Genomic DNA, 22,579 nt, shown 5'->3' with positions numbered 1-22,579 from the left:
GAACCCACCCGCGACGAGATGTGCCGCGCGCCGTTCACGGGTCGGTCAAGCCCATTGCCCCTTGTCCGCCCCTGCCCTAACCTTTGCTGCGTCCGGGTGATCCGCTGCGGACGTGAGATTCTGGATAAGGTGACATATGCGCGCTCGCAGTCTGATCATGGCCCTCACCCTCATGCCCGCACTGGCATTTGCCCAAAGTGGTCAGGTCCAGACCAAGCAATATGACGATGGCGGCATCTACGAGGGCACCTTTCGCGGGGGCCTTCAGCACGGACAGGGCACATACAGGTTGCCCAACGGCTACGAATACACCGGCATGTGGGTCGATGGTGAGATCAAGGGCGAAGGCACCGCGCGCTTTCCCAACGGTTCGGTCTATGAAGGCAATTTTGAAAAAGGCAAGCCCGACGGGTTTGGCAAGATCACCTTTGCCGATGGCGGCACCTACGAGGGCACGTGGCAGGCGGGCGCCATTATCGGCGAGGGCGTGGCGCTTTATGCCAACGGGGTTCGCTACGAAGGCCAATTCCGCAATGCCAAACACCATGGCAAGGGCGTCATGCAAAGCCCTGGCGGCTATGAGTACAAGGGCGATTGGGTCGACGGAATCAAGCAGGGGATGGGTGTGATCACCTACCCTGACGGGGCGGTCTATGACGGCCAAATCCAGAACGGCAAGCGCGAAGGTCAGGGCAAACTGACCATGCCCGACGGGCTGATCTATGTGGGTTTTTGGAAAGACGGCCAGATTGACGGAACGGGCGCGCTGACCCAGCCAAATGGCGACGTCTACGAAGGCACGCTGGTGTCCGGCAAACGCGAGGGCGACGGCAAGGTCACTTATGCCAATGGCGATATCTACGAAGGCCAGTTTCAGGATGACCGGCGTCACGGGACAGGGACGTTCACAGGCACTGACGGCTATCTCTATGTGGGCGAATGGCGCGATGGACAGATTGCAGGGCAAGGCCGCGTAACCTATCCGGACGGGGCCGTATACGAAGGCGAATTTCGCGACGATCTGGCCCATGGCACCGGCAAAATCACATACACGGACGGCTCCACCTATGAAGGAGACTGGGTCGCAGGTGTGATCGAGGGTTCGGGCCGCGCCACCTACTCCAACGGCGTGGTCTACGAGGGCGAATTCAAGAATGCGCGCAATCACGGCACCGGCGTTATGACCTATGCCGACGGATACCGCTACGAGGGCGAGTGGCTGGACGGACAGCGCCACGGTATGGGGCGCGCGACGTACCCGGATGGCACGGTCTATGACGGTCAATTCGAGGCCGGGCAGCGGCACGGGACCGGCAAGATTGTGATGTCGAAGGGCTTTGTTTACGAAGGCGCGTGGGCACGGGGCGAGATCGAAGGGGTCGGCGTTGCCACCTACGCCAATGGCGACGTCTACGAAGGCACGTTCAAAGCAGGCAAGCGGCAAGGCAGCGGCACGATGCGCTACGCCACCGGCGAAGAGGCCACAGGCGACTGGGACGGCGGCGCGCTGGCTGACGACAGCTGATGCTGGGGGCCATGTTTTTGGGGCTCTGCCCCCGCGCCTCTGGCGCTCCCCCGTGGTATTTTCGGTCAAGAGAAACAGCCGCGCTGATGCTGACGCTGTGCCTTGCGGGGCCGGTCTCTGCCGAGTGGGCGTTTGTCGAGACGTGGTCCGACCCTGTCGACGGCTTCGAGACCAAAGTCGCGCAGATGATCAACGATGACGGGTTCGGCCTGCACCTTTATCGCAACCCGGTGGGCCGTGTCATGGCGCTTTATGCGCTGCCGGATCGCATCGGGAACCTGCCCGACGAGGGTCTGGTGGCCGTCGTCACGCCCCAAGGATTTGCAGCCAAGGACATCATTGCCCACACCGAACAGGGGCGCATCGTGGAATACGCCCGTTCAACGGGCCGCGCGGTGCGCGACCGTTTGTGGCATGGCGAGGGTCAGGTGCCCGTTGGCACCTTGGCGGATGTGCTGGAGGCCCCGTCGGTCGCTCTGACGGTGACCCTTGCAAATGGCGAAACGGTGGAAACCGACTGGTCGATGGAAGGGGCCAGTCTGCCCATCGCGCAAGCGCTTGGCCTCAATATTGAAGGGGTGGCGGCAGGTGCCGCGTGGGAAGACGCCGCATCCCAGGCCATGCTCGCCGCCATGAGCGCTTGCCAGTTCCCAAAGCTCGACATCGCTTGCGTGCAAAAGGTCACGGCCTGTAGTCCCCAAATCAGCGACGCCCGAGACATCGACGGGTTCGAAGTCTGTGTGGCCAAAGGCGAGTGAGACGCTCAGGGGGCCATAAACCGTCGCCGCGCCTCAACCGCAATATTGTACCGCTGCTGCAAGTCGGCGATCAGGGCCATCGCCGTGCGCTTTTCGATGTCGGTTTGCGCCGCCGTGTAGGTGTTTTTGGCAGCATCAAGCAGTTTCTTGATCTTGAATTCCTCGGGCAAGGCGCCAGCCTCTGCCAGCATCCTTACGGCGACACCGGTTGCGAGATCGGCAAAGGCCTCTCCGGACCGATCAGGCAAAGGTTCGCCCTCGCCGGTCAGGCCATCCAGTTTCCCTTCGGCCAGCGCTCTTTGAATCTGCCGCTCCACCAATGCGTCGAACGATTGCGTCATGTCCTGTCCCTGCCGAACCGAAGTCCGGGACAGCATACCATAAGAGCCGGATTTAGACCACGTCGCCCGCGTCCAGCTTTGCAAGAAACGCGTCTGCGTCCGCCAAAACCGTCTTGCGCCGCGCCTCGTCCATGCGGTCCCATGTCCGGTACATGTTGCCCATGCGTGCATTGCCTGATAACCGGTCGCGATGGCGGTCGAGAAAATGCCAGTACAACAGGTTGAACGGGCACGCACCCTCTCCGGTCTTGACGCTGACCTTGTAGTGGCAGCCTTTGCAATAGTCGGACATCCGGTTGATGTAAGCGCCTGATGACACATAGGGCTTTGACGCGATCACACCGCCGTCGGCGAATTGCGACATACCCACGACATTGGGGGCCTCGACCCATTCGAAAGCATCGGCGTAGACGGCAAGATACCAGTCGGACACCTCCGCCGGGTCGAGCCCCGCAAGCAACGCAAAATTGCCCGTCACCATTAGACGTTGGATATGGTGCGCATAGGCGTCGGTGCCCGTCTGCTCCACTGCCTTGGACACACAGCGCATCCGCGTCTCCGACCCCCAGAAGAATTCCGGCAGTTTGCGGTCATGGCCCAACCCGTTGCGGGACGGGTAATCCGGCCCCTCGTGGTAGTAAATGCCCCGCATGTACTCGCGCCATCCGATGATCTGGCGGATGAAACCTTCGGCGGCATTGATCGGCACATCACCCTCTTTCCACGCGTCCTCTGCCGCCTGACACACTTCCAGCGGATCCAGAAGACCGATGTTTACATAAGGCGACACCAGCGCATGATAGAGAAAGCGGTGATCGGCCAACATGGCGTCCTGATAGTCGCCGAACTTGGGCAATGCCTCGCGCACGAAATAAGCAAGCGCCTGCCGCGCCTGCCCCTGATCCGTCGCAAACCAGAATGGGCGCAGATCCCCAAAATGGGTGCCAAACCGGCGCTCGACCATGTCCAGCACCGCTTCCACCGTCGTATCTGGCGTGAACTGCATCGGACCGGAATAGTCCACTCCTTCTTTTGCCGGTTTCCTGTTGTCATGGTCAAAGTTCCACTGACCGCCCGCAGGCGCGTCGCCGTCCATCATCAGGCCGGTTTTGCGCCGCATCTCACGATAGAAATACTCCATGCGCAGGGCCTTGCGCCCCTTGGCCCATGCATCGAACTCTGCGTGCGCGGCAATAAACCGGGTGTCTTCGAGGATCTGAATATTAAGCGGGCAGTCCCGCAGCGCCTCAATGAGACGGAATTCGCCCGGCTCCGTCGCGATCACCTCGGACGCGCCATATTGCTCCGCCCGGCGGATCAACTCGCCCGGGATCGACTGGGTGTTTTCGCTGTCGTCCAGTTCCGAATAGGCGACCTGCCATCCATCGTCTCGCAAGCGCGCGGCAAATTTGCGCATGGCGGCCAGGATCAGCGCGATCTTTTTGGGATGATGGGGCACATAGGTGCCCTCTTCCGCGACCTCTGCCATGACCACGACGTCACGCGTCTTGTCTGCTGCGGCAAGTGCCGCGATGGTCTCGGTCAACTGGTCGCCAAGGATCAGGACAAGACGGCTCACCACGGCACCTCCGCCCCGCTGTAGTCGTAGAAACCGCCCGACTGCGCAGGCCCAAGGTCATCCATGACCGAAATCAGATTGCGCGCCGCCTCAGAGGGGGACACCGATGGATGCCGTCCAAGGTATTTTTCGGTAAACGCCGTCGCCACCGTGCCGGGATGCAGCGCCACAACGGCGGCTTGCTTATGCGTCCGGGCCAATTCAATTGCTGCTGTCCGCACGACCTGATTTGCCGCCGCCTTGGCGCTGCGGTAACCGATCCAGCCGCCGATCCTGTTGTCACCGATCGATCCCACACGGGCCGACAAAACCGCCACAACCGACGGTGCGTCTCGCCGCAACAGTCCAGCCGCATGGCTCAAGACCAATGCAGGCCCCACGGCGTTGAGCGCATATTGATCGAGCATGGCCTGCGCGCGCAAACCTTTGATTGTTTTTTCCGGTGCTGCGCCGTCGATTTCCAATGCTCCGGTCGCCACAACCACACGGGAATAGCCCCGACGCCCGTCCAGATGTGTCGACACGGACGCCGCGTCCGTAACATCCAGCCCATCCGCAGACCGCGACAGCCGGTCTACCGATGCGCCACCCGCCTCGAACCCCGCAGCCAATGCCGACCCGATCCCGCCCGACGCACCAATGATCAAAATCTTATCCATGGCCGCACCAGCTAGCGGTCAAACTGGATCCATCAACTTCTTCTCTTTACAAATACTCCCGCCGGAGGCGTCCGCCCCCGCGCACCCACACACCAATTGCAATTTCCAGCCTTCCCATTTGCCAAAGGCGCGGTATAACTGCTGGCATGACACCGACCACGCATACCCCCATCGCACGCCCACAGGGCGCGATCCTGCGTGGCCTCCTGCTTCTAATCCGCCTCTGAGCGCACCGACTGGCGCGCCTGCTCAGAGGAATGCGGTGCGCGCCACGGAACACGAAGCAGATAAACGGAACAGACCCATGACCAAAGACAGAGTTGTCATTTTTGACACGACCTTGCGCGACGGCGAGCAATCGCCGGGTGCCACCATGACCCACGCCGAAAAGCTCGAGATTGCCGGGCTGCTGGACGAAATGGGCGTGGACATCATCGAAGCGGGCTTTCCCATCGCCTCCGAAGGGGACTTCGCCGCCGTCAGCGAGATTGCCAAACAGGCCAACAATGCGGTCATTTGCGGCCTCGCGCGCGCGCAGATCGGCGACATCGACCGCTGCTGGGAGGCGGTCAGACATGCCGCAAAACCGCGTATCCACACCTTCATTGGCACCTCGCCCCTCCACCGCGCCATCCCGAACCTGACCATGGACGAAATGGCCGAGCGGATCGAACAGACCGTGACCCACGCCCGCAACCTCTGCGACAACGTGCAGTGGTCGCCGATGGACGCCACGCGGACCGAGATGGACTATCTCTGCCGCGTTGTGGAAATCGCGATCAAGGCCGGTGCCACCACGATCAACATCCCCGACACTGTCGGCTACACAGCCCCGCGCGAAAGCGCGGAACTGATCCGCACCCTGATCGAACGGGTGCCGGGCGCGGACGAGGTGGTCTTTGCCACCCACTGCCACAACGACCTTGGCATGGCGACGGCGAACAGCCTCGCCGCAGTCGAGGCGGGTGCGCGGCAAATCGAATGTACAATCAACGGTCTTGGCGAACGCGCGGGCAACACCGCCCTCGAAGAGGTCGTGATGGCGCTCAAGGTGCGCGGCGACATCATGCCATTCGAGACCGGCATCGACACCCGCAAGATCATGAATATCTCGCGCCGCGTCGCCACTGTCTCGGGTTTCCCGGTCCAGTTCAATAAGGCCATCGTGGGCAAGAATGCCTTTGCACACGAGTCGGGCATCCATCAGGACGGGATGCTCAAAAACGCCGAAACGTTCGAGATCATGCGCCCCGAGGATGTGGGCCTTGCCGGAACGTCGCTGCCCTTGGGCAAACATTCAGGCCGCGCAGCACTGCGCGCCAAGCTCGAAGAATTGGGCTTCGAGGTGGGCGACAACCAGCTCAAGGACATTTTTGTCCGGTTCAAAGATCTCGCCGACCGCAAAAAAGAGGTGTTCGACGACGACCTGATCGCGCTCATGCGCACCTCCACAGACCCCGAGGATGAACGGCTCAAGATCGAGAAGCTCGCCGTACGCTGCGGCACCGAAGGTCCGCAAGTGGCCGACATGGTGCTGATGATCGACGGTGAGGCCAAGATGACCACGCAGACCGGCGACGGCCCCGTCGATGCCACCTTCAACGCGGTCAAAGCGCTCTTTCCGCACGAGGCGCGGTTGCAGCTTTATCAGGTGCACGCCGTGACCGAAGGCACCGACGCGCAAGCAACGGTATCGGTCCGCATGGAAGAGGACGGTCGCATTGTCACCGGCCAGTCCGCAGACACCGACACTGTTGTGGCCAGCGCCAAGGCATACGTGCACGCCCTCAACCGCTTGCTCGTGCGACGCGAGAAAGGCGGCACGGATCAACGCGAGATCAGCTACAAAGACGCCACCTGATCCTCAGACAGGATGGGCGATGCTGCCCATCCTGCGCCACAAGCGGAGGCCCGTATGCAATACCATTATGACGGTTTCCGCCCCGGCGATCCAACCTTGCGACCTGCGCAGTCCCATAGCACATCCGATTGTGACGTCCTCATCGTTGGCAGTGGCCCCGCCGGCCTGACACTTGCCGCCTATCTGGCGCATTTTCCGGACATCCGGACCCGCATCATCGAACGCCGCGACGGTCCGCTGATCGTGGGACAGGCCGACGGCATCGCCTGTCGAAGCATGGAGATGTTCGAACTCTTTGGCTTTGCCCACCAGATCATGCGCGAGGCCTATTGGGTCAACGAAACAACCTTCTGGAAACCCGACCCGTTTGACCCGACCCGCATCGCCCGCAGCGGGCGTGTACAAGATGTCGAGGACGGGCTGTCAGAGTTCCCCCATGTTATTCTCAGTCAGGCCCGGGTGCAGGACTTCTATCTCGACCTGATGCGCAAATGCCCGACGCGCCTTGAGCCAGAGTACGGCACCACCGTCACTGCGCTGGATATACCCGGTGCACCGGACGCACCGGTGCGCGTCACCGTGCGCCGCGATGAGCAAAGCGAAGAGCTCAGCACCCGCTACGTGATCGGCTGCGATGGGGCGCGCAGTACCGTGCGGCAGGCCCTTGGCCTGCAGCTACAAGGCGAGGCACAAAACGCCGCGTGGGGCGTCATGGATGTGCTCGCCGTTACAGACTTTCCCGACATCCGGTTCAAGGCCGCAATCCAGTCCGCGGACGAAGGCAGCCTGCTGATCATCCCGCGCGAGGGCGGCTACATGGTCCGGCTCTATATCGAGCTGGACAAGCTCCGCCCCGAAGAACGCGTGGCCGACCGCGAGATCACCGCCGATCACCTGATCGCCGCCGCAGGGCGCATTCTGGCGCCCTATACGCTCGATGTACGTGAAATCGCGTGGTGGTCCGTCTACGAGATCGGGCAACGTCTCACCGAACGCTTTACCGATGATGCGCAGAATCCACGCGTATTCATTGCCGGAGATGCCTGCCACACACACAGCCCCAAGGCGGGTCAGGGCATGAACGTGTCCATGGCCGACGCGTTGAACCTTGGCTGGAAGCTGCAACACGTGATCGAAGGTCATGGGTCCCCCGCATTGCTCAGCAGCTATTCCGATGAACGACAGGCCATCGCCCGCGAATTGATTGATTTCGACAAGGAATTCGCCGGGCTTTTTGCCAGCGGCGCAGAACCCGAAGCGTTCCAACGCTATTTCCAGCAGCAGGGACGTTATACCGCCGGTGTTGCCACGCGCTATGCCCCTTCAATCATCCGTGCCCCCGAGACATGGCAACACCTTGCGACGGGGTTCGAGATTGGCACGCGGTTGCACTCTGCGCCCGTCATCCGCTGGGCTGACGCCCGGCAGACCCATTTGGGCCACGTGATAGAGGCGGACGGGACATGGCGCCTGTTTGTCTTTGCCGGCGAGGATGCCGATCCAGCGGTCGAATTGATGCGCAACCCACCACAGGCGAGGCTGGACTGCCGCCTGATCCTGCAAACGCCGCACCGGGAAACGCAGGTGCCGTCTGACCTTTTCCCGGTCAAGGGCGCCTTGGACCTGCGCAACTACGAAACTGTGTTCTGCGCGGACCCGGGTGCGGACATCTTTGAGATGCGGGGGATTAACCGGACACAAGGGGCAATGGTGCTCGTCCGTCCGGATCAGTATGTGGCCCACGTTCTGCCGTTGGACGCAGCGGCAGAGTGTGCGTCGTTCCTCGCAAAGCTATCGGCGTGATGGTGCCGCCCGGGCCCCGAATACGGCCTTTAAACCACCCCTGCCCGCCCTTATAAGACGACAGTCAAACAGCCCCGACTCAGGGGCCAAGAACAGTTGGGGCGTGGGTCAGAAATGTCGGTTTTCGGAAATCTTGGTGGGTTGTTCTCGTCGGATATGGCGATTGACCTCGGCACCGCCAACACGTTGGTCTACGTCAAGGGCCGCGGCGTGATCCTGTCGGAACCCTCGGTCGTTGCCTATCACGTCAAGGATGGGGTCAAAAAGGTGCTCGCCGTGGGCGAAGATGCCAAGCTGATGCTGGGCAGGACGCCCGGCAGTATCGAGGCCATCCGCCCCATGCGTGAAGGTGTTATTGCCGACTTTGACACCGCCGAGGAGATGATCAAACACTTCATCCGCAAAGTGCATAAACGCTCGACGTTTTCCAAACCCAAAATCATCGTTTGCGTGCCGCACGGTGCCACGCCAGTGGAAAAACGTGCGATCCGCCAGTCGGTTTTGTCCGCGGGCGCACGGCGCGCGGGCCTGATCGCGGAACCCATCGCGGCGGCTATCGGCGCGGGTATGCCGATTACCGACCCGACCGGGAACATGGTCGTGGACATCGGCGGCGGGACGACCGAAGTGGCGGTGCTGAGCCTGGGCGACATCGTCTATGCCCGGTCGGTCCGGGTCGGTGGCGACCGCATGGACGAAGCGATCATTTCCTACCTGCGCCGCCAGCAGAACCTTCTGGTGGGTGAGACCACCGCCGAACGCATCAAAACCTCGATCGGCACCGCACGGATGCCCGATGACGGGCGCGGCACGTCAATGCAGATCCGTGGCCGTGACCTGCTGAATGGCGTGCCCAAAGAGATCGAAGTCACACAGGCGCAAATCGCCGAAGCGCTGGCCGAACCTGTGCAGCAAATCTGCGAAGCGGTGATGACAGCGCTTGAAACCACGCCGCCCGACCTTGCAGCGGACATCGTCGACCGCGGCGTGATGCTGACGGGTGGCGGCGCGCTTTTGGGCGATCTGGACCTCGCCTTACGCGAACAGACGGGGCTTGCCGTGTCAATCGCTGACGAAAGCCTGAATTGCGTGGCACTTGGCACCGGCAAGGCGCTGGAATATGAAAAACAACTGCGCCACGCCATCGACTACGACAGCTAAGCGCATCTGCTGAGACAACAGCGCGGCGCACGCCGTCAGGCTTGCTCTGGCGGGTCAAATCCACCACCATCGCGCCACGCGACCAACGTGAGGTGATGCCACCTTGGCAAAGGACCGCAACAGCATCGACTACGGCGGCCCGCTGCGGCGGCTGGTGCTGGCTGTGCTGGTTCTGGCGCTGACGGGCACATTCCTGCTTTGGCGTATCGACAGCCCACGGGTCGAACGGTTCCGGGCGCAGGTCACAGACCGGATCGTGCCCAATATGGATTGGGCCATGGCACCCGTAACGGGCACCATCAACCTGTTCCGCGACTTCCAGAGCTACCGGCGCATCGCCGAGCAGAACGCAGAACTGCGTCGTGAATTGCGGCAGATGGAGGCATGGAAAGAGGCCGCGCTTCAGCTTGAGCAGGAAAACGCGCGTCTTCTCGACCTCAACAACGTGCGGCTCGACCCGCGTCTGACGTACATTACCGGGGTGGTTCTGGCCGATTCAGGCTCCCCCTTTCGCCAGTCCGTCCTGCTGAACGTCGGCGCGCGCGATGGCATTGTCGAAGGCTGGGCGACCATGGACGGCATCGGCCTTGTGGGCCGCGTGTCCGGTGTGGCCCAAAACACCGCGCGCGTGATCATGGTTACTGATGCATCCAGCCGAGTGCCCGCGGTGATCCAGCCCTCGGGGCAAAAGGCCATCATTGCGGGCGACAACACCGCCGCCCCGCCCATCGACTTTCTCGAAAATCCGGACCTCGTGCGCGCGGGCGACCGGGTGATCACCAGCGGCGACGGCGGCGTCTTTCCCGCCGGTCTGCTGATCGGACAGGTGGCCGAAGACCCCGGCGGCCGCCTGCGCGTGCGTCTCGCCGCTGACTACGAACGGCTCGAGTTCCTGCGGGTGCTGCGCCACTACGGCACCGAACCCGTGTCTGACACCACCGAAGTGCTGACCCCCGCCGAAGCCGCCGCCCTCCTGCCCGAGGAGGCGACGGAATGAGCGAGCTGAACCCCGCCCGTCCATGGACCATGCGGATCGCTTTCACCACGCTTGTGATGGTGATTCTGTTTTTCCACATGCTGCCCCTGCAAACGGCAACGGGCGGGTGGATTTGGCCCGACTTCATCCTCGCCTTTGCGTTGGCATGGTCGGTACGCCGCCCTGACTACGTGCCCTTGGCGCTGCTCGCTGTGCTTTTCCTGCTGGCGGATTTGCTGCTGCAACGTCCTCCGGGCCTGTGGGCTGTGCTGGCGCTGGTGGCCTGCGCACAGATGCAACATCAGGCACGCGCCTTGCGCGATGCAAGCCTCGCGACCGAGATGATGTCGGCCGCGGCGTGGATTGTGGGTGTGGGCGTGGGCTACCGCGTCGTTCTTGCGATCCTTCTGGTCGATATGCCCGCCCTTGCGCCCGCGCTGTTGCAGGTTGTGATCACCGTTATCGCTTATCCTGCGGTCGTGGCCATCACGCATTTGTTCATGGGCGTCCGCAAGGCCACGCCGCATGATCTGGGCGCAACCGGAGTGCGCACATGAAACGGCCCCGCGTCGATACTGAGGCAAGCCATCGCCTGATCTCCCGCCGCGCGGCCTTGCTGGGCGGCGTGCAGTTGGCCTTTGTCGGAGCGCTTGGCGTGCGAATGCAGTACCTGCAAGTGGATCAGGCCGACCAATTCCGGCTGTTGGCCGAAGAAAACCGGATCAACATCCGTCTCATCCCGCCGGAACGGGGGGAGGTGTTCGACCGCAACGGAATGCCACTGGCGCGCAATGTGCCAAGCTACCGGATCGTGATCGTACAGGAAGACGCAGGTGACGTAGACGCCGTGCTGGATCGTCTGAGCAAGGTTATTGCCCTCGACCCAGAAGAACTGGAGCGGGTGAAGACCGAGATCAAGCGTTCGCCTCCCTTCCTGCCCGTGACGGTGGCCGAAGAGGTGACCTGGGATGACCTCAGCCGCGTTTCCGTGAATGCCCCCGCCCTGCCCGGCATCACGCCCGAGGTTGGGCTCAGCCGTGTTTATCCACGCGGGTCCGACTTTGCGCATGTGCTGGGTTATGTGGGCCCGGTCAGCGATTACGACCTAGAGCGGATCGAAGACCCGGACCAGCTCTTGCGCATCCCGCGTTTTCAGATTGGCAAGGTTGGTGTCGAATCCAAAATCGAAGAACGCCTGCGCGGCAAGGCAGGCGCGCGACGGGTCGAGGTCAACGCCTCGGGACGGATCATGCGGGAACTGGATCGGCGCGAGGGCATTCCCGGCTCCGATATCCAGTTGACCGTGAATGCCGAATTGCAAAGCTACGTGCAGGCCCGCTTGTCGGAAGAAAGTGCCAGCGCAGTGGTCATCGACGTGGACAGCGGCGATCTGGTGGCGATGTCCTCCTCGCCCACCTATGACCCGAACCTTTTTGTACGCGGCATCTCCAGCCGTGATTACAACGCACTGACTGGCAACAAATACCGCCCGCTTGCGTCCAAGACCGTGCAGGGCACCTATCCGCCCGGATCGACCTTCAAGATGATCACTGCGATGGCCGCGCTCGAAGAAGGGCTGATCGGACCGGACGAGACGGTGTATTGCCCCGGCCATCTCGAAGTTGCGGGCCGCAGGTTCCACTGCTGGAAACGGGCTGGTCACGGATGGGTCGACCTCCAGAACTCGCTCAAGCAATCCTGTGACGTATATTACTATGATCTGGCCGTGAAAGTGGGGATCGAAAAGATCACCGCCATGGCCAACCGCTTTGGATTGGGGATGCGCCACGATGTGCCGATGTCTGCGGTGGCTCGTGGGTTGACGCCCACGATGGCGTGGAAATCGCAGGTCCACGGCGCAAGCTGGGTGGTTGGCGACACGGTGAACGCATCCATCGGGCAGGGCTTTATGCTGGCCTCGCCGCTGCAATTGTGCGTGATGACGGCGCGGCTGGCCACCGGGCGCAGTGTATCGCCGCGCCTTGTCAAATCCGTGGACGGGGTTGAACAGCCCTCGGGGCGCGGCACCGATCTGGGCATGAACGAAAACAACCTGCGCAAGATGCGCCGCGCCATGTATGCGGTAGTCAACGACCGGCGCGGCACGGCCTATGGCAGTCGCATCATCGAAGACGCCATGCGCATGGCGGGCAAGACCGGCACCAGCCAGGTGCGCAACATCACCGCTGCCGAACGCGCCCGCGGCGTGACCCGCAACGAGGATCTGCCTTGGGAACGCCGCGACCACGCGCTGTTCGTGAACTTTGCGCCTTATGACAATCCGAAATACGCCATCGCGGTGGTTGTGGAACATGGCGGTGGTGGGTCCAAGGCCGCGGCCCCCATCGCCCGCGACATCACCCTGCAAGCACTCTATGACGGTGAACCGCCGCTTGACGCCTATCCAACCAAGGACCGGGGGCGCATCCGCGAACAACAGCGCGCGCTGCGCGAAATGCGCCCTGTCGCCAATATCGCGGGAAGCGATCAGGCATGAGCTATCTTGAGTACAACGCCAAATATGTCCCTGTCGGGCCGCGCAAGATCCTGTACCTGAACTGGCCGCTGGCGCTGTTGCTGAGTGCCGTCGCGGGTGTCGGGTTCCTGATGCTGTATTCGGTGGCCGGGGGGTCAATGACCCCGTGGGCCGAACCGCAGATGAAGCGTTTTGCCATGGGTTTCGTTCTGATGATCCTCGTTGCAGTTGTACCAATCTGGTTCTGGCGCAACCTTGCAGGCGTGGCGTATGGGGCGTCGATCCTGCTGCTTGTCGGGGTCGAATTCTTTGGCTCCGTAGGGATGGGGGCGCAGCGCTGGATTGATCTGGGCTTTATGCGGTTGCAACCGTCGGAATTGACGAAGGTCACGTTGGTGATGTTCCTTGCCGCCTATTATGACTGGTTGCCGCAGCACAAAAAGTCGCGCCCGCAATGGGTGCTGTTGCCTGTGCTGCTGATCCTGCTGCCCACCTTTCTGGTGTTGCGCCAGCCCGACCTTGGCACGTCCATCCTGCTGATGGCAGCGGGCGGGGGCCTGATGTTTCTCGCCGGTGTCCACTGGGCCTATTTCGCCGCTGTCATCGCGTCTGTGGGCGGGCTCATCACGGCGGTGTTCCAGTCACGCGGGACGACGTGGCAGTTGCTGCAAGACTACCAGTATCGCCGCATCGACACGTTTCTTGACCCGTCTTCGGATCCTCTGGGCGCGGGCTACCACATCACGCAGTCCAAGATCGCCTTGGGATCCGGCGGCTGGACCGGGCGCGGGTTCATGCAGGGCACACAGAGCCGCCTGAACTTCCTGCCGGAAAAGCACACCGACTTTATCTTTACCACGCTGGCCGAGGAGTTCGGCTTTATCGGGGCGTTTTCGCTTTTGTTCCTGTATGCGCTGATTATCCTGTTCTGCGTTGTCTCAGCCTTGACCAACAAGGACCGGTTCTCGTCGCTGCTGACGCTTGGGATCGCGCTAAATTTCTTTTTGTTCTTTGCCGTGAACATGTCGATGGTCATGGGGCTGGCCCCTGTCGTCGGCGTGCCGCTGCCACTGGTGAGCTATGGCGGGTCAGCTATGCTGGTCCTCATGCTCGCCTTCGGCCTCACGCAAAGCGCGCATGTCCACCGCCCGCGCTGATGACCCAGCCCAAGTCCCATGGCCGCAAGGCGATCCGCCCCACGCGCACGCCCGCATCCCTGATGGACGAGGCGCCTGATCTGGTCGGGGTCTGGCAGGCACGCATTGTGACCCTGTTTCCAGAGACCTTTCCCGGCGTGCTGGGCGCGTCGCTGACCGGCAAGGCCTTGCAGGACGGCAAATGGCAACTGCACACACACGATCTGCGCACCCATGGTGTGGGCAGGCACCGCAATGTTGATGACACCCCTGCGGGGGGCGGCGCGGGCATGGTGCTGCGCCCGGACGTCGTACACGCGGCTATCACCGAGGCGCAGGCCTACGCCCGTGGCCGCTGGCCGATCCTTTATATGTCGCCGCGTGGTCGTCCCTTTGATCAGGAAATGGCGCGTGATCTGGCCCGCTGCGATGGTGTCACGATGCTCTGCGGTCGGTTTGAAGGCGTGGACGAACGCGTGCTGGAACACTGGAACATCACCGAGGTTTCCTTGGGCGACTTTGTGATGACCGGCGGAGAGATCGCGGCGCAGGCCATGCTGGACGCGACTGTGCGCCTGTTGCCCGGCGTGCTGGGCAACGCGGACAGCACCGTCGACGAAAGCCATTCCAGTGGTTTGCTGGAACACCCTCAATACACGCGGCCCGCGACGTGGGAAGGGCGCGATATCCCGGAGGTGCTCATGTCCGGCCACCACGGCAACGTCAAGAAATGGCGGCAATCACAATCCGAAGCGCTCACTCGCAAGCGGCGTCCCGACCTGTGGGCCGCGTACAAGGAGACGTCGTGAGGCTTTTCCCAAAGCGTGACCCCGAAGATGGCAAAATCACCCTGATCGGCCTGTATATCTTTGGTGGGACCTGCGCGATTTCGACCCTGCTTTTCGTTTATGGCGGCACCGGCTTTCCGCCGCCCACGGAAGGTATCTGGGGCAGTATTCGCTGGATTGCAGCGCTTGTTGCGCTGTTCAGTGCCTACTTGACCCTTCAGGTTGTTTTTGAGCTGTTCGTTCACTTCACCATCGGGATGGAGCGTTTCATTGCCCTGATCATCGTTCTGGGCATCGGCGTGGTGGGCTACAACCTTCTGGTGGGCTAGCGCATCATCTGCAGGCGCAAAGACGCTTGATCACGCCACCCAGCCCCCCTATACACCGCCCATTCCGACTCGGGCCCGGCCCGTATCGGCCCTTTGTGCTGTGGTGCCTTCTTCGGCACGTGATCTCGGTGCAAGGCGGACAAAGACAAGGAACGATGACCTGACCTCTGGCGGGCGCAATGGCGGACCCGGTGAAGACGCAGAGCTCTGAGGACACGCACAAACCTTCGCGGACCAAAACCGCGAGCATCATAGGAGTGATGGTCAATGGACCTGATCGCACAGCTTGAGGCGGAGCAAATCGCCGCCCTGGGGAAAGACATCCCCGACTTCAAAGCCGGTGACACCATTCGTGTCGGCTTTCGCGTGACCGAAGGCACACGCACCCGTGTTCAGAATTACGAAGGTGTCTGCATCGCACGCAACAACGGTCACGGCATCGCCGGGTCGTTCACGGTTCGCAAGATTTCCTTTGGCGAAGGCGTGGAGCGGGTATTCCCTCTCTATTCGACCAACATCGACAGCATCACCGTGGTCCGCCGCGGTCGCGTGCGTCGCGCCAAACTGTACTACCTCCGCACCCGCCGCGGCAAATCGGCCCGGATCGCGGAAGTCACCAACTACAAACCCAAGAAGTCCGAAGGAGCAGAGGCATGAAAGCCGATACGCATCCCGACTACCACATCATCGACGTCAAGATGACGGACGGCACAGTGGTCCAGATGAAATCCACATGGGGCAAGGAAGGCGACCAGCTGGCGCTGGACATCGACCCGTCGGTGCACCCCGCATGGACCGGCGGCGGCGCCCGTCTGATGGACACCGGTGGCCGCGTGTCCAAGTTCAAGAACAAATACGCTGGCCTGGGCTTCTAAGCACTCTGGCATATACGCGTTTGGTGAAAGGGCCGCTCCGACTGGGGCGGCCTTTTTCGTTGGGCGCGGTGCCTCTGCATCGATGATCCGCCAACGCCACGGTGCATCCCGACTGGACGCAAATATGTGGCGTATCGCATGACCCCAAAAGCGCGGGATTTTCGCAGCGCCGTGACAGTCGCGGCCCCGCAATTTGGTATTCGGCCCGGAGATTGCTACACTCGCCAGTATTTTTGGAGAGTTATTATGATGTGTTATTTGCCCAAACGGCATACGCTTGCGTGTGCCCTTCTTTGCATAAGCCCTTTTCTTACTGCACCCGCGCATAGCCAAAGCGACGTTGACGGCGCCACTGCCGCGATTACCAGCGGCGCACGTGATGGCAGGTCCCCGGTCGAGAACGCGACCGTGTACATACATACCGACGCTGCTGCGACCCCAACCGGCACCACCGCCCGATGCACCGGAACGCTGATCGCGCCCAACATCGTTTTGTCGGCAGGGCATTGCCTCGACATGCAGAACGTCGCGCCACGCCCTGCCGGTGCGAACAGGTATCGGTCCTCGGATCAGGCGGACTGGATCCATCCCAAGAAATGGTATCCCACCTACAACCGGTTGCCCGACGGGATGCAAATCCACGTGGGACACGACACGCTCAATTGGCTCGACACCAAGAACGTCAGATACTTTGCCAAACCCGGCTATGCCGACATGGTGCTGTTGCTGCTGGATGGTCCGATATCCCCGGACCATGCGGTGCCTGCCAAACCGCTGTTGGACGCAAGCGGCATGGATATCGACTGGTCGCAGCAGGACTTTCGCACCGCAGGCTGGGGTTCGTTGATTGCGGTCCCGCCCCAAGTGCCGGGCGGGCCACAGATAACGCCGGTCTATCCACGCTACAGAATGACGCTGAACGCATCGGGCGCCACCTACCGCGACAGCGCGCCATGGCCTGCGGCGTGCCGCGTCAGCAATGCCAGCACGCGGACCTGTGGCTGCATTCCCAACAAAATCTGCGTCACAACAACCAGCGCGCGGCGATCCGTTGCGCCAGGTGACAGCGGTGGCCCGCTATATTGGACCAATCCCGAGGATGATCAGCTCTATGTCATCGGGGATCTCCAGAATACGGCGGAGACCTACGTGGTGACGTTTGGCCCTGGCGGCACGGATTCCAGTGGCCTGTTTGCACCCCGGCTGGGCGAATGGATCGAATACAAGCTCGGCCGCCGCCACGACGCCGCATGGTTTGACCAACGCGGATCGGGTCGGAACGAGGCGGGCGACCGAATGGGGTCCGCCTTTGCGGTAGGAGAGTTCATCGACACCGGCGGATCGTTCAACAGCCTTGATGTCGCGGTGGGCGCGCCGGGCGAGGATTACCGCGGGTCAGGTGCGGATGCCGGTGTTGTTTTTCTGTTCAGCCGACGCGGGGCACTGTTTGAGCCCTCGGGCTATCTGGAGCAATCGGGGGCCGGTCGGAACGAGGCTGGCGACCGGTTTGGTGCTGCCTTGGCAAGTGCCGATGTCATTGGCGGCGCAAACACTGATTTGCTCGTGGGCGCACCGGGCGAGGACTACCAAAGCTCTGGCCCCAATGCAGGTGTGGTGTTCCTGTTTCCCGGCACGGGCACAGAGTTTGGCACGCCCGTCGTGCTGAAACAGGAACCCGTCGAAGCCAGTCAAAGCGGCGATCTCTTTGGTTCCGCAATTGCAACGGGCGACTTCAATGGCGACGGTCTCATGGATGTTGCGATCGGCGCGCCGGGCGATTCCGCAACGCGCCGGGTGTCAGGGTCCGGATCCGTATTCATTTATGATGGCACCACGACCGGGCTGGCGTTGCCTGATGTTTTGCCGCACGGCGCGGGCCGCGTGTCATCCGGGGACCAGTTCGGCCATGCGCTGGCAACCGGGGATTTCAACGGCGACGGTTTTGACGATCTGGCCGTGGGGGCGCCGATGCGGGCGGTGTCGGGCAGTGCTCCGTCGGGCGCGGTGGTCATCTACCACGGAAGCGCGGGTGGGTTGAACAGTGTCGGCACCTTGGGACAAGCTCCGGCTGGCCGCAACGAGGCGGGCGATGCGTTTGGCTTTGCGCTGGCCTCGGGGGATTTCAACGCAGACGGTATCGCCGATCTCGCCGTTGGGGCACCGGGCGAAAATTTCGACGGATCGGGGCCGGACGCCGGCGTGGTGTTCGTCTTTGCCGGGTCGTTCGGGGCCGGTTTGACGGCCCCCACCCTGTTGACCCAAGCGCCCATCGGTCGAAACGAATCCGGCGATCGGTTTGGATTTGCCCTGACCAGTGCAGATTTGAACGGCGACAGTTTTGACGATCTCGCAATTGGAGCGCCGGGCGAAAATTACCGTGGTTCGGGGCCAAATGCGGGCGTGTTCTATACCGCGCTTGGCACGCAGAACGGGCTTCTTGCGGCACCGATCCATTTCGATCAGTTGGCTGGTCGAAACGAGGCGCAGGATATGTTCGGCGCTGCCCTGATCGGTGGGCACGATCCGGGTGAACACTCGGCCTTTCTAATTGTCGGTTCTCCCGGTGAAAACGTCGAAGGATCGGGACCGGGGGCTGGGGTGATGTACTACATACCCTAGCTGGGGCGTCCGGGTCCCCACCGCGCGGCGGTCAAAACTGGCTGGCAAAGCTCGCCGCTGCGCGCACACCGTCGATGAGGCGAACAGTCGGTGATACGATGCGGATATCGACCATACCGCCACATCCCAGCACGACAGACCGCACGCCATCCTCGCGCGCGGCCTTTTGCACCTCATTAATGACTCGGTCCGTGGCGGCGGTTGCGTCCTGCTCCAGCGCGAGAACCGGGACACCGCTGGCCCGTACTTTGGCCAGCCCGGCACCCAGACCGTAAGCGCGCACATTGGCCTCGAGGATCGGCACCGACACCGCCAGCGTGGTCACAACGGAAAACCGACCACCCGCTATGGCTGCAAGGTGGTAGGCCGCCTGTCCGATCCCGATAACGGGGCAATCGGCGATGTCCCGCGCGGCCTCCAACGCGGTGTCGTCAAAGCATCCGATGATGACTGCCGATGCGCCCTGATCCGAGGCATCCCTGACCAACGCCAACAGCGGCCCCTCGGCCAATTCGCCGTCCGCCTTGCCCTGAATGGCAGGGGGGCCGTCATGCGACGTCCACCCTTCGAATTGCGCGTGAGGCACTGTTTCCCGGGCGGTACGCAGCATCGCTTGGGTCATCGAAACGGTGCTGTTGGGGTTGATCAGAACGATCATAGCATTCCCTTACCCGCATCCGTCCCGGCCCGCGCTTTGCGGCGCGCGCTCCAGAGCGCAAGGCACAGGAACAGGCCGATCATCAGCAGGGAAAACACAGTTGTCAAAGTACCAAGGGCATAAAGCACCGGCGTGGTGACATTTGTCGTCATGCCAAAAATTTCCAGCGGCAGCGTGTTGTAACTGCCCGCAGTAAGCAGCGTGCGGGCAAATTCATCGTAACTGAGGGTAAAGCCGAAAAGCGCAACGCCAATGAGGGACGGTCCGATGATGGGCAACACCACATGGCGCAATGTCTGCCACGATGTGGCACCCAGATCGCGCGCCGCTTCCTCATAGCTTTTGTCAAACCGGTTGAAGACGGCGAACATGATCAATAGCCCAAAGGGCAATGTCCATGTCAGCTGCGCTCCAAACCCGGAGGTGGACCAGTGCACGTTCAGCCCCGATTGCGAAAAGATCAGCCCAACGCCCAACGAGATTAGGATGGAGGGGATCACCAGCGCGGTGATGATCAGGTAAAACAGCACGCCCGCCCCCCTGAACCGCTTGCGAAAGGCCAGCCCGCCCATGACCGACAGCACCACGGTGGTGACCATGACCATCAGCCCAAGCACAAAGCTGCGGCGGAAGCTGCCCCAGATATCGCCCACTGCCTGTTGTTCGAACAGGTCGCGGAACCAATGCAACGACGTGCCGCGCATCGGAAAGGTCAGCCCACCGCCCGGCCCTTGAAACGACAGGATCGCGATGGTGATCGTCGGCCCGTACAGGAACAGCAGGAACAGCGCGAAAAAGGCGCCGAGCACGTAGAATGATTTGGGGCGCGGCTCCATCCTACAGCTCCTTCCTGATGTCGACAAACCGCAACAGGATGCCAATGACGATCAGCACGGTGAGCAGCAGCACGACAGCGGTCGCTGACGCGGACGGATACGCCAGCAGCGCGATATCGTTCGAGATGAGCCGCCCGACATTCGCCGATTGCGATCCGGACATGAAGCGCACGGTGATAAAGTCGCCCATCACCAGCGTCACCACAAAAATCGTGCCAATCATCATCCCCGGTTTGGTCAGCGGGATGATGACATTCCACAGGATTTGCGCACCCGTTGCGCCCGCGTCCCGCGCCGCTTCGATCAGGGACTTGTCGATCCGCATCATCGTGTTGAAGATCGGAACCACCATGAACAGCGTGTAAAGATGCACAAAAGCGAGGATCACGGCAAAGTCCGAAAACAGCAGCCAGTCGAGCGGTGCGTCGATCACACCCCACGAGATCAGCGTGGAATTGGCGATGCCATTGCGGCCCAGAAACGGGATCCAGCTGATCATCCGGATAATGTTCGATGTCCAGAACGGGATTGTGCACAGCAGGAACAAAACAACCTGCCATGTCAGACTGCGGACATGGAAGGCGAGGAAATAAGCGACGGTAAAGCCGATACCAAGCGTAAAGGCCCAAGTGATGAGGGCATATTTGAAAGTGTTCAGGAACACCCGGTAGGTGACATTTGACCCAAAGAGGAACTGGTAGTTTTCAAAGTCAAAGGCCGGGATGATCGAAAACTCGGTCGCCTGCCAAAAGCTGACCACCACGATCATTGCGATGGGCAGCACCAAAAAGAACACAAGCACCGCCATGATCGGCAGCGCCATCAACCATCCAATCAAGGTATTGTTCTTCAGCACGCAGGGGACTTTCCGAAAAGGGGTCGGGACGGGCACCACTGGCCCCCGTCCCGTTATCTGTCAGGCCGCGATGAATTCGTTCCACTTGCGGACCATGTACTGGTTTTCGTCCATGACGGCGTTCCAGCAGGCCACGGCACCCATCCGCTCTTGGAACGAACCGCCGTCGCGGGTTTCCCCGGCTTGGGCAAGCGCGTCGCCCGTGGGTGAGGTAATGGTGTCCGTGGCTTCCTTGCCCTCGAACCAGTAGCCCCATTCGTTTTCGGACATGTAGTTCTTGGAGGTTTCCGGCACCGCCGAGTAGTAGCCCTGCCGCATCAGGTAGCCGCCGACCCAGCCGTCGAGATACCAGTTGATGTATTCATAGGCGGCGTCGCGTTCGAGCCCGCTCAGGGATGCCGACAGACCAATGCCACCCCCCCATGACCGATACCCTTCTTCGAGCGGTTGGTAGATGCAGGGCACGCCCTTGGATTTGACCGCAGTGATCGCGGGCGACCACATGGACTGGATGACGACCTCGCCCGAGGCCATCAGGTTGACGCTTTCATCAAAGGACTTCCAGAAGGCGCGGAACTGGCCGTTCTTCTTGGCTTCGGTGAAGATCGCCATGGTCAGGTCAATTTCTTCGCGGGTCATGTTGCCCTTGTCGGGGTAGGTGTATTCGCCCATGGATTCGACAACCATCGCCATGTCCATGATCCCGATGGACGAGATGTCGAGGATGGACGCCTTGCCCTTGAATTCGGGGTTCAGAAGTTCGGACCAGTTGGAAATAGGGCGTCCGATCAGGTCCGGGCGGATGCCCAGCGTGTCGGCGTTGTAGATGGTGGGGATCAGGGTCATCCAACCGCTTTCGTTGTCGACAAACCCTTTGCCATCCGGCCCTTCGACAAAGCCAACCGTATGCGGTGCGGTGCCTTGGGCGATGGTGCTTTCCGGCGTCAGCTTGCCATTGCGGAAGATGCCCACGATCTTGTCGTAATTCTTGATTTTCGACGTGTCCATCGCCTGCAAATTGCCCGTCGGCCAGACTTTCTTGCAGATCCAGTATTCAATGTCGGCGATGTCGAAACTGCCGGGTTGGGTGGCGGCACGCTGTGTGACGCTGTCACTGTCGAGCGCGGTCATTTCCAAAGTGAAGCCGAGGTCTTCCTTTACCTTGTTGGCCACATCATTGAGGTTCGACACGCCCGTGCCGAACTGGCGCAGTGTTACGTCCTTGATGTTTTGCGCCCAGATCATCGGTGCGCCGAGGGTGCTGCCAGCGGCGAATGCTGCGCCGCCCTTGAGGACATTTCTTCTGGATAGGGTGGTCATGTTCGTTCTCTCCTTGTCGGGGT

21 protein-coding genes are annotated in these 22,579 nt (G+C 61.6%); 14 read left to right on the top strand and 7 right to left on the bottom strand.

Features of this window, described 5'->3' with window-relative positions:
- Window positions 1-157: 157 nt before the first annotated feature.
- Both Q1A85_RS05270 and Q1A85_RS05265 read left to right on the top strand, forming a co-directional pair.
- Window positions 158-1,525: a 2-isopropylmalate synthase gene (locus Q1A85_RS05270; RefSeq protein WP_299686104.1), complete on the top strand. Its 1,368-nt coding sequence runs from the start codon at window positions 158-160 to the stop codon at window positions 1,523-1,525.
- 86 nt (window positions 1,526-1,611) lie between these two features.
- A complete protein-coding gene (locus tag Q1A85_RS05265) occupies window positions 1,612-2,283 on the top strand; it encodes a hypothetical protein (RefSeq protein WP_299686101.1) in 672 nt (223 codons plus the stop codon).
- A 5-nt stretch (window positions 2,284-2,288) separates the two neighbouring features.
- On the opposite strand, the gene Q1A85_RS05260 is transcribed toward Q1A85_RS05265, so the two are convergent.
- The 3 genes from Q1A85_RS05260 to Q1A85_RS05250 are packed head-to-tail and all read right to left on the bottom strand — an operon-like array spanning window position 2,289 to window position 4,862.
- Complete coding sequence (locus tag Q1A85_RS05260) at window positions 2,289-2,624, bottom strand: DnaJ family domain-containing protein (RefSeq protein WP_299686098.1); 336 nt, start codon at window positions 2,622-2,624, stop codon at window positions 2,289-2,291.
- A gap of 52 nt (window positions 2,625-2,676) precedes the next feature.
- Window positions 2,677-4,206: a cryptochrome/photolyase family protein gene (locus tag Q1A85_RS05255; RefSeq protein ID WP_299686096.1), complete on the bottom strand. Its 1,530-nt coding sequence runs from the start codon at window positions 4,204-4,206 to the stop codon at window positions 2,677-2,679.
- Entirely contained in the window at window positions 4,200-4,862 is a 663-nt protein-coding gene (locus Q1A85_RS05250) for an SDR family NAD(P)-dependent oxidoreductase (protein ID WP_299686093.1), read from the bottom strand. The genes Q1A85_RS05255 and Q1A85_RS05250 overlap by 7 nt, the downstream gene beginning before the upstream one ends.
- A 304-nt stretch (window positions 4,863-5,166) precedes the next feature.
- Here Q1A85_RS05250 and Q1A85_RS05245 point away from each other — a divergent pair, with 304 nt between their 5' ends.
- From Q1A85_RS05245 to Q1A85_RS05190, 12 genes are all read left to right on the top strand, one after another.
- A complete protein-coding gene (locus tag Q1A85_RS05245; RefSeq protein WP_299686091.1) occupies window positions 5,167-6,723 on the top strand; it encodes a 2-isopropylmalate synthase in 1,557 nt (518 codons plus the stop codon).
- 54 nt (window positions 6,724-6,777) lie between these two features.
- Window positions 6,778-8,526 carry an FAD-dependent monooxygenase gene (locus tag Q1A85_RS05240; protein ID WP_299686088.1) on the top strand — a complete coding sequence of 583 codons (1,749 nt, stop codon included), beginning with the start codon at window positions 6,778-6,780 and terminating at the stop codon, window positions 8,524-8,526.
- A 114-nt stretch (window positions 8,527-8,640) separates the two neighbouring features.
- Window positions 8,641-9,687, top strand: a complete 1,047-nt coding sequence (locus Q1A85_RS05235; protein WP_076629964.1) for a rod shape-determining protein — start codon at window positions 8,641-8,643, stop codon at window positions 9,685-9,687.
- A 103-nt stretch (window positions 9,688-9,790) separates the two neighbouring features.
- Window positions 9,791-10,684 carry a rod shape-determining protein MreC gene (gene mreC, locus Q1A85_RS05230; RefSeq protein WP_299686085.1) on the top strand — a complete coding sequence of 298 codons (894 nt, stop codon included), beginning with the start codon at window positions 9,791-9,793 and terminating at the stop codon, window positions 10,682-10,684.
- Window positions 10,681-11,220 (top strand): rod shape-determining protein MreD, encoded by a 540-nt coding sequence (locus Q1A85_RS05225; RefSeq protein WP_299686082.1) that lies wholly within the window; start codon window positions 10,681-10,683, stop codon window positions 11,218-11,220. The genes mreC and Q1A85_RS05225 overlap by 4 nt, the downstream gene beginning before the upstream one ends.
- Window positions 11,217-13,160 carry a penicillin-binding protein 2 gene (mrdA, locus tag Q1A85_RS05220; protein WP_299686079.1) on the top strand — a complete coding sequence of 648 codons (1,944 nt, stop codon included), beginning with the start codon at window positions 11,217-11,219 and terminating at the stop codon, window positions 13,158-13,160. Before Q1A85_RS05225 ends, mrdA begins: the two co-directional genes overlap by 4 nt.
- Entirely contained in the window at window positions 13,157-14,296 is a 1,140-nt protein-coding gene (gene rodA, locus Q1A85_RS05215) for a rod shape-determining protein RodA (protein WP_299686076.1), read from the top strand. The genes mrdA and rodA overlap by 4 nt, the downstream gene beginning before the upstream one ends.
- A complete protein-coding gene (trmD, locus tag Q1A85_RS05210) occupies window positions 14,296-15,084 on the top strand; it encodes a tRNA (guanosine(37)-N1)-methyltransferase TrmD (protein ID WP_299686073.1) in 789 nt (262 codons plus the stop codon). Before rodA ends, trmD begins: the two co-directional genes overlap by 1 nt.
- Window positions 15,081-15,392 (top strand): hypothetical protein, encoded by a 312-nt coding sequence (locus Q1A85_RS05205; RefSeq protein WP_299686070.1) that lies wholly within the window; start codon window positions 15,081-15,083, stop codon window positions 15,390-15,392. Before trmD ends, Q1A85_RS05205 begins: the two co-directional genes overlap by 4 nt.
- Window positions 15,393-15,659: 267 nt before the next feature.
- On the top strand, window positions 15,660-16,049 hold the full coding sequence (rplS, locus tag Q1A85_RS05200; RefSeq protein ID WP_299686067.1) for a 50S ribosomal protein L19: 390 nt from the start codon (window positions 15,660-15,662) through the stop codon (window positions 16,047-16,049).
- Window positions 16,046-16,267 carry a 50S ribosomal protein L31 gene (gene rpmE / locus Q1A85_RS05195; RefSeq protein WP_299686065.1) on the top strand — a complete coding sequence of 74 codons (222 nt, stop codon included), beginning with the start codon at window positions 16,046-16,048 and terminating at the stop codon, window positions 16,265-16,267. Before rplS ends, rpmE begins: the two co-directional genes overlap by 4 nt.
- Before the next feature lie 408 nt (window positions 16,268-16,675).
- Complete coding sequence (locus tag Q1A85_RS05190; protein WP_299686062.1) at window positions 16,676-18,886, top strand: FG-GAP-like repeat-containing protein; 2,211 nt, start codon at window positions 16,676-16,678, stop codon at window positions 18,884-18,886.
- Between the two features lie 31 nt (window positions 18,887-18,917).
- Here the strand turns inward: Q1A85_RS05190 and Q1A85_RS05185 are convergent, their stop codons facing one another.
- The 4 genes from Q1A85_RS05185 to Q1A85_RS05170 all read right to left on the bottom strand — a co-directional run bounded on the left by Q1A85_RS05185 (window position 18,918) and on the right by Q1A85_RS05170 (window position 22,556).
- Window positions 18,918-19,544 carry an aspartate/glutamate racemase family protein gene (locus tag Q1A85_RS05185; protein ID WP_299686059.1) on the bottom strand — a complete coding sequence of 209 codons (627 nt, stop codon included), beginning with the start codon at window positions 19,542-19,544 and terminating at the stop codon, window positions 18,918-18,920.
- Window positions 19,541-20,380, bottom strand: coding sequence for an ABC transporter permease (locus tag Q1A85_RS05180; protein WP_299686056.1), 840 nt, complete (start codon window positions 20,378-20,380; stop codon window positions 19,541-19,543). Before Q1A85_RS05180 ends, Q1A85_RS05185 begins: the two co-directional genes overlap by 4 nt.
- Before the next feature lies 1 nt (window position 20,381).
- Entirely contained in the window at window positions 20,382-21,203 is an 822-nt protein-coding gene (locus tag Q1A85_RS05175; protein WP_299686349.1) for an ABC transporter permease, read from the bottom strand.
- Between the two features lie 93 nt (window positions 21,204-21,296).
- Window positions 21,297-22,556: a PotD/PotF family extracellular solute-binding protein gene (locus tag Q1A85_RS05170; RefSeq protein WP_299686053.1), complete on the bottom strand. Its 1,260-nt coding sequence runs from the start codon at window positions 22,554-22,556 to the stop codon at window positions 21,297-21,299.
- Between the last annotated feature and the right edge of the window lie 23 nt (window positions 22,557-22,579).

It is taken from the genome of uncultured Tateyamaria sp., from assembly GCF_947503385.1.
GTDB lineage: Bacteria > Pseudomonadota > Alphaproteobacteria > Rhodobacterales > Rhodobacteraceae > Tateyamaria.
Note: the sequence above shows the minus strand (reverse complement) of the source record. Positions and strands in the feature narration are given on the sequence as shown.

Coding starts and splice junctions, on each gene's coding strand:
- Q1A85_RS05245 (WP_299686091.1), top strand. CDS start 5,167: ATGACCAAAGACAGAGTTGTCATTTTTGACACGACCTTGCGCGACGGC.
- Q1A85_RS05235 (WP_076629964.1), top strand. CDS start 8,641: ATGTCGGTTTTCGGAAATCTTGGTGGGTTGTTCTCGTCGGATATGGCG.
- Q1A85_RS05170 (WP_299686053.1), bottom strand. CDS start 22,556: ATGACCACCCTATCCAGAAGAAATGTCCTCAAGGGCGGCGCAGCATTC.
- Q1A85_RS05175 (WP_299686349.1), bottom strand. CDS start 21,203: ATGGCGCTGCCGATCATGGCGGTGCTTGTGTTCTTTTTGGTGCTGCCC.
- Q1A85_RS05270 (WP_299686104.1), top strand. CDS start 158: ATGGCCCTCACCCTCATGCCCGCACTGGCATTTGCCCAAAGTGGTCAG.
- Q1A85_RS05185 (WP_299686059.1), bottom strand. CDS start 19,544: ATGATCGTTCTGATCAACCCCAACAGCACCGTTTCGATGACCCAAGCG.
- rpmE (WP_299686065.1), top strand. CDS start 16,046: ATGAAAGCCGATACGCATCCCGACTACCACATCATCGACGTCAAGATG.
- mrdA (WP_299686079.1), top strand. CDS start 11,217: ATGAAACGGCCCCGCGTCGATACTGAGGCAAGCCATCGCCTGATCTCC.
- Q1A85_RS05180 (WP_299686056.1), bottom strand. CDS start 20,380: ATGGAGCCGCGCCCCAAATCATTCTACGTGCTCGGCGCCTTTTTCGCG.
- Q1A85_RS05260 (WP_299686098.1), bottom strand. CDS start 2,624: ATGACGCAATCGTTCGACGCATTGGTGGAGCGGCAGATTCAAAGAGCG.
- Q1A85_RS05225 (WP_299686082.1), top strand. CDS start 10,681: ATGAGCGAGCTGAACCCCGCCCGTCCATGGACCATGCGGATCGCTTTC.
- Q1A85_RS05265 (WP_299686101.1), top strand. CDS start 1,612: ATGCTGACGCTGTGCCTTGCGGGGCCGGTCTCTGCCGAGTGGGCGTTT.
- Q1A85_RS05250 (WP_299686093.1), bottom strand. CDS start 4,862: ATGGATAAGATTTTGATCATTGGTGCGTCGGGCGGGATCGGGTCGGCA.
- rplS (WP_299686067.1), top strand. CDS start 15,660: ATGGACCTGATCGCACAGCTTGAGGCGGAGCAAATCGCCGCCCTGGGG.
- trmD (WP_299686073.1), top strand. CDS start 14,296: ATGACCCAGCCCAAGTCCCATGGCCGCAAGGCGATCCGCCCCACGCGC.
- Q1A85_RS05240 (WP_299686088.1), top strand. CDS start 6,778: ATGCAATACCATTATGACGGTTTCCGCCCCGGCGATCCAACCTTGCGA.
- rodA (WP_299686076.1), top strand. CDS start 13,157: ATGAGCTATCTTGAGTACAACGCCAAATATGTCCCTGTCGGGCCGCGC.